Source organism: Helicobacter kayseriensis (genome assembly GCF_021300655.1).
GTDB lineage: Bacteria > Campylobacterota > Campylobacteria > Campylobacterales > Helicobacteraceae > Helicobacter_G > Helicobacter_G kayseriensis.
Genome location: NZ_JAJTNB010000003.1, coordinates 1 through 14,082, shown reverse-complemented (window position 1 = coordinate 14,082; position 14,082 = coordinate 1). Strand labels below are relative to the sequence as shown.

14 protein-coding genes are annotated in these 14,082 nt (G+C 41.1%); 5 read left to right on the top strand and 9 right to left on the bottom strand.

Annotation, left to right across the window (positions count from 1 at the left end; translation table 11 throughout):
* Positions 1-4: 4 nt before the first annotated feature.
* The 7 genes from purF to LW137_RS03350 form a co-directional block, all read right to left on the bottom strand.
* Positions 5-1,408 carry an amidophosphoribosyltransferase gene (gene purF / locus LW137_RS03380; protein WP_233033196.1) on the bottom strand — a complete coding sequence of 468 codons (1,404 nt, stop codon included), beginning with the start codon at positions 1,406-1,408 and terminating at the stop codon, positions 5-7.
* Positions 1,408-2,133: a phosphoribosylaminoimidazolesuccinocarboxamide synthase gene (gene purC / locus LW137_RS03375; protein WP_233033194.1), complete on the bottom strand. Its 726-nt coding sequence runs from the start codon at positions 2,131-2,133 to the stop codon at positions 1,408-1,410. Before purC ends, purF begins: the two co-directional genes overlap by 1 nt.
* A complete protein-coding gene (gene purE / locus LW137_RS03370; protein WP_233033192.1) occupies positions 2,133-2,630 on the bottom strand; it encodes a 5-(carboxyamino)imidazole ribonucleotide mutase in 498 nt (165 codons plus the stop codon). The genes purC and purE overlap by 1 nt, the downstream gene beginning before the upstream one ends.
* Before the next feature lie 77 nt (positions 2,631-2,707).
* Positions 2,708-3,805 (bottom strand): DUF354 domain-containing protein, encoded by a 1,098-nt coding sequence (locus tag LW137_RS03365; RefSeq protein ID WP_233033190.1) that lies wholly within the window; start codon positions 3,803-3,805, stop codon positions 2,708-2,710.
* Complete coding sequence (locus LW137_RS03360) at positions 3,806-4,951, bottom strand: glycosyltransferase family protein (RefSeq protein WP_233033188.1); 1,146 nt, start codon at positions 4,949-4,951, stop codon at positions 3,806-3,808.
* Between the two features lie 42 nt (positions 4,952-4,993).
* Positions 4,994-5,692 (bottom strand): hypothetical protein, encoded by a 699-nt coding sequence (locus LW137_RS03355; protein ID WP_233033186.1) that lies wholly within the window; start codon positions 5,690-5,692, stop codon positions 4,994-4,996.
* Between the two features lie 15 nt (positions 5,693-5,707).
* Positions 5,708-6,460, bottom strand: a complete 753-nt coding sequence (locus tag LW137_RS03350) for a HugZ family heme oxygenase (protein WP_233033185.1) — start codon at positions 6,458-6,460, stop codon at positions 5,708-5,710.
* A 103-nt stretch (positions 6,461-6,563) separates the two neighbouring features.
* Here LW137_RS03350 and LW137_RS03345 point away from each other — a divergent pair, with 103 nt between their 5' ends.
* Both LW137_RS03345 and LW137_RS03340 read left to right on the top strand, forming a co-directional pair.
* Complete coding sequence (locus tag LW137_RS03345) at positions 6,564-8,699, top strand: TonB-dependent receptor (protein WP_233033183.1); 2,136 nt, start codon at positions 6,564-6,566, stop codon at positions 8,697-8,699.
* 11 nt (positions 8,700-8,710) lie between these two features.
* Positions 8,711-9,274 carry a DedA family protein gene (locus LW137_RS03340; protein WP_233033181.1) on the top strand — a complete coding sequence of 188 codons (564 nt, stop codon included), beginning with the start codon at positions 8,711-8,713 and terminating at the stop codon, positions 9,272-9,274.
* 6 nt (positions 9,275-9,280) lie between these two features.
* Here LW137_RS03340 and LW137_RS03335 read toward each other — a convergent pair whose 3' ends face one another.
* On the bottom strand, positions 9,281-10,261 hold the full coding sequence (locus LW137_RS03335) for an asparaginase (protein WP_233033179.1): 981 nt from the start codon (positions 10,259-10,261) through the stop codon (positions 9,281-9,283).
* On the bottom strand, positions 10,209-11,033 hold the full coding sequence (gene tupA, locus LW137_RS03330) for a tungstate ABC transporter substrate-binding protein TupA (RefSeq protein ID WP_233033177.1): 825 nt from the start codon (positions 11,031-11,033) through the stop codon (positions 10,209-10,211). Before tupA ends, LW137_RS03335 begins: the two co-directional genes overlap by 53 nt.
* A gap of 67 nt (positions 11,034-11,100) precedes the next feature.
* On the opposite strand from tupA, the gene LW137_RS03325 reads away from it, so the two are divergent.
* From LW137_RS03325 to LW137_RS03315, 3 genes are all read left to right on the top strand, one after another.
* Positions 11,101-11,793, top strand: a complete 693-nt coding sequence (locus tag LW137_RS03325) for an ABC transporter permease (protein WP_233033175.1) — start codon at positions 11,101-11,103, stop codon at positions 11,791-11,793.
* The gene (locus LW137_RS03320; protein WP_233033172.1) at positions 11,790-12,794 is read left to right on the top strand and encodes an ATP-binding cassette domain-containing protein; all 1,005 of its coding nucleotides are present in this window, start codon (positions 11,790-11,792) and stop codon (positions 12,792-12,794) included. The genes LW137_RS03325 and LW137_RS03320 overlap by 4 nt, the downstream gene beginning before the upstream one ends.
* A 204-nt stretch (positions 12,795-12,998) precedes the next feature.
* A partial coding sequence (locus LW137_RS03315; protein WP_233033171.1) for a hypothetical protein occupies positions 12,999-14,082 on the top strand: 1,084 nt, incomplete at its 3' end.

Below are 14,082 nucleotides of genomic sequence, written 5' to 3'. Positions count from 1 at the left end.
GTCCTTATTCAAATTTATTTTTTTGTGTGTGAGAGGGAGTTGGTGTGGGATATTCTCCGCTAAAACATGCATGGCAAAAGCCTTGATCGCCTTTTAGCATATAAGCTAGCCCTTCCATACTCAAATATCCTAGACTATCAAGCCCTAGAAGTTCTTGGATTTGAGGGATAGAATATTTACAAGCGATGAGATTCTCTTGAGAATCAATATCTGTCCCATAAAAACAAGGATGCATAAAAGGAGGGGCAGAAACTCGCATATGAATTTCCTTCACGCCTGCTTCTTTGAGGAGTTTGACAAGTCTAAGCGTTGTATTGCCTCGAACAATAGAATCATCAATGAGCACAATGCGCTTTCCTTGGATATTGGGCAGGATTGGGTTGAGTTTGAGGCGGAGCTTTTCTACCCTTTCTTCTTGTGTGGGAGAAATAAATGTGCGTGCTATATAGCGATTTTTGACAAAGCCAATATCATAAGGGATTTTTGATTCTCTTGCATAGCCAATGGCTGCATCAATCCCGCTATCAGGGACACCAATCACCAAATCAGCCTCAACAGGGTGGGATTTTGCAAGGAATTCCCCAGCCCTAATCCTTGCTTGATGCACGCTTTTCCCATCAATCATAGAATCAGCGCGCGCAAAATAAATATATTCAAAACTGCAGATCCTCTTGGGAACTTGGTTGCAATATGTTTTGATGCTTTGGATTCCTTCTTGGCTAAAGACAAGGATCTCTCCTGCCTCAAGATCTCTGATAAAGCGCGCTCCAATAGCATCTAAAGCCGTGCTTTCAGATGCAATTACATAGCTCCCATCCTGCATTTCTCCATAACAAAGTGGGCGAAATCCAAAAGGATCTCTAAGAGCGATAATCTTGCTTGGACTCATCAAAAGGAGCGAAAAAGCACCCTTGAGTAAAGGGATGGTTTTTTCAACAGCTTCTTCAATGGATTGGGACTGCAAGCGTTGTTTGATGATTGTGTGAGCGATCACCTCTGTGTCGCTTGTGGTGTGAAAGATTGAGCCTTGGAGCTCAAGCTCTTCTCTGAGCTCAAAAGAATTGACAAGGTTGCCATTATGTGCAACAGCCAAAGAGCCCTTGATATGATTGACAAGGATGGGTTGGGCGTTTTGGCGATTATTCCCTCCTGTTGTGCAATATCTCACATGCCCAATGCATAGATTCCCTTTTCCTAGATCGCTAAGAATTTGAGGAGTGAAAACTTCATGCACTAGCCCTACATCTTTGTATGCTTTGAGATTTCTATCTTTTGAGATGGCAATCCCACAGCTTTCTTGTCCCCTGTGTTGTAGTGCTGAAAGTCCATAATAAGCAAGCGGAGCGATTTCAAGGTCATCTTTGGAGAAGATTCCAAAGATTCCGCATTCTTCTTTGATTTTACGCATTATTTTGATTCTTTGGCAAGGATTTTTTGTAGCACGATTTCATAGGCTTCAGACACATCGCCCAAATCCTCTCTAAAGCGATCTTTATCTAGCTTTTGTTTTGTTTGTGCGTCCCAGAAACGGCAAGTATCAGGCGAGATTTCATCGCCTAGGATGATTTTCCCTTCTTCATCTTTTCCAAATTCAAGTTTGAAATCTACAAGCAAGATCCCCATTGAGGCAAAGTAATCAGATAAAAGCGTATTGATTTGCAATGCATATGAAGAAATCGCATCGATTTCTTCTGCTTGAGCTAATTTCAATGCCAAGATATGGTCTGTGTTGATCATTGGATCGCCCAATGCATCATTTTTGTAGCAAAACTCTAAAATAGGTCTTTCAAATTTTTCACCCTCCTTGATTCCTAGGCGTTTAGTGATTGAGCCTGCAGCAAAATTGCGCACAATCACTTCAAGAGGGAACATCGTGAGCTTTTTGACAAGCGAATCTGTGGGACTAAGCTCTTGGATAAAATGTGTGGGAATGGCGTGTTTGTGAAGCATTTGCATCAAAAGATTTGTGATGCGATTGTTGAGCTCACCTTTTTTCTTGATTGTGTCTTTTTTGAGTCCATTAAATGCTGTGGCGTCATCTTTGTAAGAGACGATATAAGATTGAGAATCTTTAGTGGCATAAACTTTTTTTGCTTTGCCTTCATAAAGAGGGGCTTGTTTGGTTGGTGTCATTATTGCTCCTTATATTTGAGGTTGATCTCCTTATTGTCATTGAGGATCTTTTGGGCATTGTCTTTGCGTTTTTGCTTGAGTTTTTCAGAAAGGACTTCATTATGGATTGCAAGCATTTCAATTGCAAGCAAGCCGGCATTTTCTGCTCCATTGATCGCTACACAGGCCACAGGGATTCCACTAGGCATTTGCACACTAGAAAGCAAAGAATCCATCCCTCCAAGATCACTTGTTTTGATAGGGATTGCAATCACTGGAAGAGTTGTAAGAGAAGCAATGACGCCTGCTAAATGAGCAGATTTTCCTGCTGCAGCAATAATGACACCAAAATTGTTTTCAATCGCGTGAGTTGCAAGGGTTTTGACTTCTTCTGGAGTGCGGTGAGCTGAGAGAATGTGTATTTCAAAATCAATTTGAAATTCTTTGAGGATATGGATGCATTTTTCGACAACTTCAAGATCGCTTTTGCTTCCCATAACCACAGCAACTTTTTTCATTTTCGTCCTTTATGTCGATAAGTTGTGTTTTGATCAAAAGTGCTTTGGTTGAAAGTCGCAATTGTAGCAAAAGCAAGTTATCGGGAAGACAAAAAGTCCTCAATTGTGCGATAAATCTTTTCAAATCCAGCCGGCTCTTGTTCAAAGAGGTGGGATTGGAAAGAGAGATTTCGTGGTTGATTTGGATCAAAATGGCGTAGTTTTTGTTTTGCTAGTTCAAGCACTTCTTGAGCGCTTTGAGCATGATCCATGAGTTTGTTTTCAAGCAGAAAAATATCATGAAACAAAAAAAGCGATCTTGTGGAGATTGTGGGGATTCCAAGATAGCAACTCTCCAAATTCATCGTCCCTCCCCCTCCAATGAGTAGATCAATATAAGGATAGAACTCACTAGGTTCTAATTTGTCTTCAAGGATATAGACATTTTGCAAAGTTCCAAATTGCTCTTTGAGTTCTTCGCTACCGTATCTGGGCATAATGACAAGATTGGCATCAAGATTTTGTGAGAGCAAAGTGATGCTTTCATAAATCACGGGTAGCTTTTCTTTGACATAGTGGGCTTTATACTCTTCTTCGCGAAATAAAATAGTGGGAAGAGAGAGATTCATCGCATATTTTGCTCTAAAGTCTTGGGAGGGCTTGAGGTCTTTGAGCCACAGGGCAACATCGATGAAATGATAAGGGATGCAGTTTTTTTCATCAACTCCCATAGAGGTATAGCAGATCTTTGGCACGACAAATGGATAAAACACAAGACTTGAGAGAGGAAGCGTGAGGCGTGAGAGAATTGTGATGCGATCAAGGGAGAAAGTATGTCCTGCAATAGGGGTATCAGCAAAGTTGATGATGGGGATTCCAAGTCCAAAGGCACATTGCATACCCTCCACGCTTGCTCCTGAAATAAACAATCTAGGGATTGCTCCAAGTGTTTCAAAAAGGTTTAAAAACCCATTTTCTCTTTGTAATCTTGCTTGATATTTTCCTAGCTTGGTGCCCCCTCCATAGCCTCCAATTTTATAAGCCTTGATTCCAAACATTTCAAGCAATCTTTGACACTCGCTATAGCCTTGATTTGCTCTTGTGGTAACTAGCACCAAATCAAGTGTCTCAAGCATGGGAATCAAGCCTCTAAAAAAGAGGACATATTTTGGATCAGTGATATCTAGCCAAATCATTTATTCTCCTATGAGTGCAGAAATAAGAGCAAGAATTTTAGCTTGATTGCTTGAGAGATTGAGGACTTGGCTGGCTTGGTGAGCATTGTCCTTGAAACGCTTAACTTGACTTGGATCTAAAGAGTTGAGGATTTGGATTAGGCTTTGGGTTTCAAAATCACAAGAGCACATTCCAAGTTGATGGGATTCGATCAAGGGCTTGATAGAAGGGAGGGGTGTAGAGATTACACCAAGACGAGCTTGAATGTATTCAAAAAACTTATTGGGAAGAGCGTGAGTGTTGTTAAATCCATTGGGTTTGAGTGTCAAAAGTCCTAGATCAAAAGTATGGGTGAAGGGAATGATCTCTTCTAGCTTGACAGGGGGAAGTAAAGAAATGGAGGGGATAGAGAGAGCCTTTTGTTTGAAGGTATTAAAAAAAGCAGGGTGATTGCTTAGGGCGATGATATTGAGATGAAGATGTGGAGCAAGAGAAGCACCGATTTCTAAAAGATTCTCACTCTCTCTATCAGCGCTAATAAATCCATGATAGATTAATTCAATGCGTGTATTTTGTGAGGGAGTGAGATGAAAATATGGCGGGAGCGAAAGGAAAAGCTCACAATCTAGCCCATAGGCTTGTTTGTAGCGCTCTTTGAGCCCTTCGCTCACTGTGAGTGCCAAATCCACCTCGTGCAAATAAGTCTGACACAAAAAGCCAAAAAACTCCCCAAAGGTCTCAAGCCATAAGGGATCATTTTCATACTCAAGAGGATAGAACTCTCGCAAATCAATCATAATTTTCACTTTGGGATTTTTCTCTTTATAAGAAAGTGCAATGGGGAGCAACACAAGATCTTCGATGATCAAAAGATTAAGGTTTGGAGTCGAGAGTAGTTGGCGTTGCAAAATCAGGCGATTGGGTGTGAAAATGAGAGAGTGAAATTCTTTGTTTTTCAGTGCAGATTCTAGCTCTTCTTGCTCTTTGGGGGTGCGATCTTTGGAGCTTTTGAGCGGAGGGAAGGGGAAGCTCTGCACGCCTTCAATCACAGGACAATTCACCCCAAAGACAAATAAAGCATAGGAATCTTTGAGCATCTGAATCAGGCGTGCTGGACGCGGACGGGTGAGTGGATTGCTATCACAAAGTATGCCAATGTTTTGCATTAGACCTCCAAGGTTTTTTGCAAGTTTATTATGATTTTGGGATTAATGACAAAAAGTGCTTCTTCCAGTGAGGGGAGCAACGCAGATTTTAAGAGATTCTTTGCCCTTATAAAGCGTGATTTTATAGGGTTTGCTGATAGGTTGGGGATTTCTTCCACAATAGGGCACGCCAAAATCATCAAAATAAATTCTTCCCCCATCTTTTTCCTTACAAAAAGAATCTCCCTCAAGCGTGATTTTTTCAACGCCAAATTGTTCTTTGAGGCGCACATCAGGTGAGGCGTTGTTTTTGCAATAATCTGAGATATTTGTATTGTTGTATCCGCTTAGACATTGATTGCTTGTGGGCTCAAGGGCGATGAAATCCCCACTCATAGGTCTTCCATCCCAATGAGTGGTTGCAGAATATCTAGGCGTGTCGATATAGATGCTATAGCTATTTTGCGTGTAGATTCCACTTGTATGAAATTGGATCTGCCACAAAGATCGCAGTGAGGGTGAGATAAGCTTGTGAGGATCAAGAGAGGGGGAGAGGGAATGTGTGAGTGTTGTGGATAAGAGATTGGGGAAGAACCGCGAATCTTGCAAAGCAAGGCTTTGTGTGTGCTGAAGATCTGCAAGCAGGGATTGCCCTGCCAAAATCAAGGGCTTTTGTGTATAAAACTTTCCACCTAGACCCAAGATAAGACCTAAGATGAAAAGAGTGAAAATAAATTCTAAAAGGCTGAAGGCTTCTCTCATAAAGAGAGTATAGCCTTATTTGTGAGGGAGTTGATGAGGGTTTCCACTTCCTTCTGCGGCAAACTTGATTTCTCCGTGAGCATCAATATCATAAGCTGCACCAAATCCCTTGACAAATCTTCCCTCTTGGAAGAGAAGCTCTACGAGGTGGAAATCTCCCATTTTTCTAATTGTTTTTAAGCCACCCGCACTTGCATTGTTGGCTTCAAAATGATCAAAAATTTGATCAAAAAGGGCATCTTTTTCTCTAAAAACAGCCTTAGCTTTGTAGCGCAATCTTTTGCGCAAGATCACAGATTTAGCCTCTTTTTCATCTTCTAAGAACAAAACCTCAATTGATTCTGGATTGGCTTTGATGGAAGCATAATGCTCTGCAACTTCACTGATATAGATAAAAAAGCGATTTTCGAACTTAAGAAGAGGAGCATAAGAGGCGATGGCGTGATTTTGTGCATCAACGCTTGCAATCACAACAGAGCCAAAACCATCTCTAAACTCTAGCATTTCTTGTTTGATTTCTTCATATTGCATTGTTTTTGGCACAGAAGTGCAAAGATCAATAATGGCATTTTTCAGCTCAGATTCGCTGACTTCCTTTGGAAATTCAACTCTGATGATTTTCCCATCACAAGAGATATCAAGACCTTTAAGATCAACTCCTACTAGAGAGATTTCCTCGCATTTTTGGATATTTCCAAATTTTTTTACCAACCCAAGTAGATCTTGCTTGTGATGGTCGTTCATATGAGAAATAATTCTTTGAATCATTCTTCACTCCTTTTAAAATTTTTGAAATTATAACATCATTATGATAATCATTATTATTTTTGATAGTATTCGCAAAATCAAACCCACTTTATTTGGAGGAAAGATGAAAAAATACTCAATTGTTGCTCTTTTGAGCGTGTTTTCTTTTGGTGTTGAGCAAAAAGAACTTGAAAAGATTCAGATCACTTCGACGAAATATCGACTTGATGAGCTCAATCGCAATATTTATTCAGTTGATTCTCAAATGATTGAGGAGAAGGGTTATAGCTCTACAGAGCAAGTGTTGGGCTCTCTTCCTTTTATAACCTTTAGTAATTTTGGTCTGGGACAAAATGTAGATTTGCGAGGACAAGGAACTTCGAGTAATGTCAATACGCAAATTCTTTTAAATGGTGTGGGACTAAATATGCTTGACTCCTCTCATGGAGTGACACCACTCAATAGTGTGGGGGTGAGCGAGATTGAAAGCATTGAGATTTTGCCTGGGGGAGGGGCTGTGATGTATGGGAATGGAACGCGTGGAGGGGTTGTTAATATTATCACCAAAAAGCGATATGACAAACTTACAATCAATGCAGGAGCAGGATATAGCTACTCAAATGGTTCTGGAGCAAAAGCAGATGCCAAAATCGGAGGGAAGATCGGAGAGGGTCTTTATTTGAGTATCGGAGGGAATTATCTTTACTCCCAAGGATATCGTGATGGAGATATCGCACATTTGGGTGGGGTGAATGGGAATGTGACTTGGGATATCAACTCTAATCATTCTTTGAGCCTAGATTTGGGATATTTTCGAGGGGAGAATACAACTTCTCCCATGATTCGATTTAGCGAAGTAGAGACTCCAAGTATCAGTGATCGCACTAAGGCGGGCAATGGCAAGATTATCTCCTTACAAGATCGAATCAATACAGCCCTTCAATATGATTACAAAATCAATGATTCGCACAAATTGATGTTTAAGACTTTTTTTCACAACTATGATTTGAAATACAAAGAAAATCTTCAAGTGATGGACTATACCTACGGCGGATGGTTTTTGAAAAATACAAAAATTCGTCAAGATGGAAGCCAATTTATCGATCGCAAAATAGGATTTCAAACACGATATGACTGGAATCATCAAAATGGATTATTAATCGTAGGCTTTGACAGTATTTATAATCAAGGGGAGAGAAATCTTGATCTTGGGTTATCTTGGGCAGGGAAGATTCCTGCTTTTCTTTTCACGATTCAATTAGACTATAAACATTTAATGAATGCTTATGTTAATGCAAAAAAATGGACAAACTCAGTTTATGTGCTTGAAAAGTATGATTTTACTCCCTCTTTTTCTTTGACAGGTGGGGCAAGATATGAGTTTGCATGGTATGGGGGCTATCGCACATTCAAAAATGACATGAATATTGATATGTATTGGGGACCAGTCAAAAAGAAATATTCCCTTTATAAAGATATTTCAGAGATGACACATAATTATGCTCTTGAGCTTACACCGCGCTACACCTTTGATATTGGCGATGTTTATGCCAAATATGAAAGAGGTTTTCGCTCTCCCAATCCCGATAATCTGACTTATCGCAATGGTTCTGGAAGCAAAAACAATTATGTTGATACCAATGTCAAATCAGAGATCTATGATACTTTTGAGTTAGGAAGCAAGCTGTTTGCTGGAGAGTATGCGATGTTTTTACTCACTGGATTTTACACGCTTACACACGATGAGATCTATACTCTTGGCACTGCTCATACTCCAGGAGGATTTAAGGTTGGAAACTATAAACTGACACAAAGAGCGGGAGTTGAGCTAGCAAGTGAGCAAAGTTTCTTAGAGGGGATGATCGGACTTAGCCAAAGTTTTTCTTATGTGGATGCAAGGGTGCTAGAAAGTGGGGTTGCAGGGATTGAGAATGGATCCTTGATCCCTTATGTAAGCAATTATAAGGCAACTCTAGGGGCTAATTATCGATTCTATAAAGGATGGAACCTTTGGATTACAAGCTCATTTATGGGGAGCCAAAGAGATACAGCTCAAAACTATATCCCTGCTTATAATCTCACTGATATCGGAATGGATTTCACATACAAGGGGTTTTCGCTCACCTTTGGTGTGAGAAATGTCGCTGATACTTTTTACTATAGCTTCTACAACAAAGACAAAAGCGATGAAATGACAGGGTATGCCTTCTTGGTCGGAGAAGGAAGAAGCTACTTTATCGAAGCAAGATATAAGTTCTAAAGGGAGAAACAATGGAAGAAATGATTCAAAATCTAGAGTTTTATGGATACATCCTTTTGTTTTTCTCTTCATTTGGAGGATCGTTTTTGGGAATCGTTGCTGCAGGTGTTTTGTCTTCTTTGGGGAAATTTGATCTGTTTTTGAGCATTGTTTTGGCTTCTTGTGGAAATATCTGCGGGAGTATGATTTTGGTGTATCTTGCCAAATACCAAAAAAAGCTTTTTAGAAACAAAAAGTATCTGCACAAAATTGCTATTGTCAGAGTGTGGCTGAAAAAATACGGAATCGCATTGATCTTAGTGAATAAATACATTTATGGATTTAAAAGCATTATCCCTCTAGTTGTAGGAATGAGTGGCTATAGTGTGAAGAAATTTATGTTTTGGAATAGTCTTTCTGCTTTTATTTGGGGGAGTTTGATGGGCCTAGGAGGATTTTTTGCATCAAATTTTGCGATGCGTGTTTTCACAGAACTCAAACAGTATCCCTATGTTTTTCCCTTGTTATTTGTGGGCGTTTTGGTCTTGCTTTGGTTTGTGATGAAAAAAAGGGAGGTCGCTCCCCAAGCTCAATAATAGCGATCAAAAATGAGAAAAAATCTCTTGGATCGCTTCTTGGGTGAAAGAATGCTTAAGGCATAGAGCAAGGAGGATTCTAGCTTTTGGCACACTTAAGCCATATGCAGGGATAAAATCACTTTGAGTGACAAAGCCTTGTGATCCGCGTGTGCAGGCTAGGATTTTGATTCCATCATCTTGGAGTTGGAGGAGAGAAGATTTAATCTTTGAGGGTATATTCCCCGCTCCACACCCTGCGATAACTAGGCCATCGACTTTGTGAGAAAACTGAGGAAGCTCTTCTATCCCCGCATAAAGATAAACAATCTCCACTTTAGGCAGAGATTCTAGGTCTTGAGGTTCAAAAGGGAGTGGAATGCTTGGTAATGGATGATAAAAAAACTTCACGCATCCATCTAAAACATATCCGATCTCTCCTCCATTGCGTGAAGCAAAAGCATCAAGATTGTAAGTGTGGGCTTTGTAGAGAGTATGGGGATTATAAATCTTGTCATTCATAAGCACCATCACTCCGCGATAAGGGGATTGTGATGCTAGGGCAATTCCATTGCAGAGGTTTTTCATCCCATCGCTTCCAAGAGCATTGCTTGGTCGCATAGCTCCTACAAGCACAACAGGCTTATCTTTCTTATAAAGAAGATCAAGCGCAAAAGCACTTTCTTCCATCGTGTCTGTTCCGTGAGTAATGACAAAGCCATCATATTCTAAGGCTTTGCTATGGAGACTCTCAAGGAGCATTTTCCAAATGTGTGGTGTGATCTCAACGCTATCTATTTGAGCAATTTCTTGGACTTCCAAAGTCTCTTGTATAGAGGGAAGAAGAGAGAGCAAAGTCTCTCCATTGAGTGCTCCTGCCTGATAGCTTGATCCCTTGAGGTGATCATCCCCACTCCCAGCGATTGTGCCACCTGTTGTGAGGATCAGAATCTTTTTATTGGGCATGAGAGGAGTTTTGGGCATTGGGCGTGAAAAGTTCTTGTCCATTAAGCTTGAAGTTTTTAATGGCACTTTGTCCTTTTTCTCCTGTGATCCATCGGATAAACTGCATTGCTCCTTGGTAGTCTGTGTTTTTGCATCGTTGTGGATTGACTGCCATCACAGAGTAGAAGTTTTTCAGTGCATCATCTCCCTCAGAGACGATCACAAGCCCTTTTTTACCTTTGAGATTAGCTATATATTTGATAAAAGTCCCGCGATCTGTCAAAGTGAGAGCTTTGTTTTCGCTTGCGATTTGGATTGTTGCAAGCATTCCTTGACCGCTTTCTTTGTACCATTGATCTTGCTTGCTTGGCACGCCTGAGCCTATGGACTTCCAAATAGCCACTTCTTTGTTGTGCGTTCCGCTTTTGTCTCCTCTAGAAATGAAGGGAATCTTATTGGCACGGATAAATTCAAACACCTCTTTGAGTGTCTTGCCTTTGAGTGTCTCAAGATAAAAGGGATCCCCAATGATCACAAAGTCGTTATACATCACAGGCTCTCGATCCACACCAAAGCCTTTTTTGACATATTCTTCTTCTACCTTGGGAGAATGCACAAGCAAAACGCTCACATCGCAATTTTCTCCAAGTTTGAGGGCATTTCCTGTCCCCACACTTACCCATTCAAGTTTGATTCCTGTATCGTTTTGGAATTGTGGAGCAAGCACATCAAGAAGTCCTGTATTATCTGTGCTTGTGGTAGTTGCCATTTTAAGTGTTTGAGCCCAGATCAGAGTGGAACAGATTCCAAGGGCAAATAAAACCTTTTTTAGCATTTTTTTCTCCTTGCTATTGATAAAATCATAAAAAATCATTTTACTTTAAACTAATGGGGAGATGGGTGTGGATTTTATTTCAAGTGGGTTTTTAGAGGCATTTTCTCTTCTTTCAGGGGGAGATGCAGAAACATATGATGCGATTTATAATACCCTTTTGACCTCATCGCTTTCTATTTTGATCGCGACGATCTTGGGGCTTCCCTTGGGGTTTGGGCTAGGATATTTTGACTTTTGGGGGAAAAGAGTGTTGAGCTTGATTTGCAATACCTTGCTTGCTTTCCCTACTGTTGTGGTGGGATTGGTGGTGTATGCCCTCATTAGCTCTAGAGGTCCATTGGGTGGATATGGATTGCTTTTTAGCAATGCAGGAGTGGTGATAGGACAAACCTTGCTTGCTCTGCCCATCGTGATCGCCCTTTCTGCCTCTGTGGTCGAAAATATGGACAAGCGTCTCTCTCTGACACTCAAATCTTTTGCCCTCACCCAAACGCAAATGATCCAAACCACTCTTTGGGAGTTGCGACATGCTCTTTTGAGTGTCGTGATCACAGCTTATGCGCGCATTGTGAGTGAGATTGGGATTGCGATGATGATTGGGGGGAATATCAAATGGCACACACGCACGATCACCACAGCCATCTCACTTGAGACCAATAAGGGAGAATTTGCCCTAGCGATTGCTTTGGGGATTGTGCTTGTAGGGATTGCTCTAAGTATCAATCTTGTGCTATTTTGGCTAAAAGAAGCGCAAAAATGAAGCTCTATGACCTCAAGCACCTCTCCCATTTCTATCAATCCAAAATGATTCTAAACATCCCCTCTCTCCAAATCTATGCCAAAGAATTGATTGGAATCGGCGGGAAAAATGGAAGTGGCAAAAGCACACTTTTGCGCCTTTTGGCTTTTTTGGAATCCCCAAGTAAGGGGGAAGTGCTCTATTGTGGAGGAGAGATAGGGAGTATTGCTATTTTACTCCCAGAGGTATGTTTGCTCTCAAGGAGTGTGCGCGCAAATTTAGAATATATGTTCCAAATCCGCCAAAGAAAAATCTCTCTCCAAAAGATTCAAGAGATTCTTGATTTGGTCGGCTTGGAGCCTAAGAAGTTTCTTGAGCGATCTTATTTGGAGCTCAGCAGTGGAGAGAAGCAAAGAGTAGGGCTTGCTCAAAGGCTGTTGCTAGAGCCCAAGGTCTTGCTTTTGGATGAGCCGACAAACAGCCTAGATCTTAGAGGATTGGAGGCTTTTTCTAGAGCGATCAAGTGGGCCAATGCAGAGCTAGAATCGACAGTAATTACAATTAGCCATGATAAAAAATGGCTTGATGCCAATGCGACAAGACGCTTTAAGCTCCACTTTGGATCTTTGATTTTGCAAAATCAAGCCAATCTTCTCTCACACAATTGGAGTAAAACAGCCAATGGAGAAAAATACTATGAGTTTGGAGGGGGACAGGTCTTGCATCTCTCAGGGACACAAACGCTAGATATGCGTGAGGGGATCTTCATCGCCCAAGAGCATATCCAGATCCATCCCTCCTTAGAGCAAGCTCAAAAATGCTTTGCACATACTTGCATCTTGCAAGGCAGGATTGAAAGGATGGGGATACATCCTCAAGACAAAGATCAAATCATCATTGAGTGCAGGATCGGAGATGAAATCCTTCGCAAGGTTCTTTGCTCCTCGCAAGATTTTGCTCTATCTCAAGAGGTGTATATCAGCTTTGATCTCCAAGCCATCCTTTCAGCCAATATGCTCTAAACCCCCAAAATAGAGATACAAAAAGTAACAGGAAAATAAAATAGAGCGGGGGGGGGGGGGTGTTTTATGCCTTTTTTGTGAAGATTTGTGATAAGCTTCTTTCGCTAATCTTTGTTAAAAATTCTTAAACTTTGTTGAATTTGAATAGAGAAACGACAAAGATGCAACGCAATAAACACAAATAGAAACAATAAGGATAAGATGATGAAACACCAATCAACAGGCAACCATCAGGTATATACGACGAGTGGGATTCGATTTCGTCCATTGATCGCTGCATCATTGGCTGTAGCTTTGGGGGTAAGTGTCGCTAGCGCTACAAACACAGTGATAGATGGAAATAGCGAAGCAACTCTTTCAAATGAGGCAACTTTCTCACAAGATGCAGATCTTCTTGTTGTAGAAGGAGGAAAGGCAGGGGTATCAGTTAATCTTACTGCAAATACACACCCATCTCTTCAAATGCAGGGACATACTCTTACTTTTGATGGGGAGCAATTGAACAAAGAGGGTCAATCTGAAAAGATCTATGGGATTTTTATTGACAATGAAAGTCAACACAATTTTTCCGTAACAGGAAGTGCATCCGCATCTCTGATTTTCAGAGGTTTTGAAGATGGCTCAAAACTTCAGGTAATCAGAAACAATGCAAGCAAAACCTTGACATTTACCAATGTCTCTATTTTGGTTGGGGATGACAAAACAGGAGGACTCAAATACGGGATCCAAAACAACCTCTCAGGCGTGAGCTATGACTTTGGCGCAGCTGGGACGATTTTTAAAACTATCACAGGTGATGCTGCGACTCGAGGGAGAGAAGAGCCTGCAGCAGCTACAGATGCAAAAGCTGCAGTGGGCGCACTGATCTCAGGAGGCGCAAACTTTGCAGGTAAGCTAACTTTTGAAAGCATCACAGGAGGTTCCTCAGCAGCTGCAGCAGAAGCAAATGCAAATGGAGCAAATGCCTATGGACTTGTGACCAACGCTGCAACCCTTGATCTTGGGCAAGGTGAGATCATTTTCACTAAAATTGATGGCGGAGCCAAGAAAAGTAATGGTGGTGAAAAAGATGGCAGTGTTTTTGCGATTGTCAATAGTGGCAATTCCGCCATCAAAAACGGAACGATCGCGATCACAGCGATAGGAGAAAGCAACACTGATGCCAAATATATCCTTCAAAACCAAAGCGGCACATTGACTTTCACAAACGCTTCAATCATCGCTGGAGACAAAGGAAACTTTGCATCAACTGCAGGGATCCTAAGTAACATTGCTGGTGTCAGCTATG

What these genes read in the sequence shown, in the direction of transcription:
- purF (WP_233033196.1), bottom strand. Translation starts at nt 1,408, where the DNA reads ATGCGTAAAATCAAAGAAGAATGCGGAATCTTTGGAATCTTCTCCAAA.
- purC (WP_233033194.1), bottom strand. Translation starts at nt 2,133, where the DNA reads ATGACACCAACCAAACAAGCCCCTCTTTATGAAGGCAAAGCAAAAAAA.
- purE (WP_233033192.1), bottom strand. Translation starts at nt 2,630, where the DNA reads ATGAAAAAAGTTGCTGTGGTTATGGGAAGCAAAAGCGATCTTGAAGTT.
- LW137_RS03365 (WP_233033190.1), bottom strand. Translation starts at nt 3,805, where the DNA reads ATGATTTGGCTAGATATCACTGATCCAAAATATGTCCTCTTTTTTAGA.
- LW137_RS03360 (WP_233033188.1), bottom strand. Translation starts at nt 4,951, where the DNA reads ATGCAAAACATTGGCATACTTTGTGATAGCAATCCACTCACCCGTCCG.
- LW137_RS03355 (WP_233033186.1), bottom strand. Translation starts at nt 5,692, where the DNA reads ATGAGAGAAGCCTTCAGCCTTTTAGAATTTATTTTCACTCTTTTCATC.
- LW137_RS03350 (WP_233033185.1), bottom strand. Translation starts at nt 6,460, where the DNA reads ATGATTCAAAGAATTATTTCTCATATGAACGACCATCACAAGCAAGAT.
- LW137_RS03345 (WP_233033183.1), top strand. Translation starts at nt 6,564, where the DNA reads ATGAAAAAATACTCAATTGTTGCTCTTTTGAGCGTGTTTTCTTTTGGT.
- LW137_RS03340 (WP_233033181.1), top strand. Translation starts at nt 8,711, where the DNA reads ATGGAAGAAATGATTCAAAATCTAGAGTTTTATGGATACATCCTTTTG.
- LW137_RS03335 (WP_233033179.1), bottom strand. Translation starts at nt 10,261, where the DNA reads ATGGACAAGAACTTTTCACGCCCAATGCCCAAAACTCCTCTCATGCCC.
- tupA (WP_233033177.1), bottom strand. Translation starts at nt 11,033, where the DNA reads ATGCTAAAAAAGGTTTTATTTGCCCTTGGAATCTGTTCCACTCTGATC.
- LW137_RS03320 (WP_233033172.1), top strand. Translation starts at nt 11,790, where the DNA reads ATGAAGCTCTATGACCTCAAGCACCTCTCCCATTTCTATCAATCCAAA.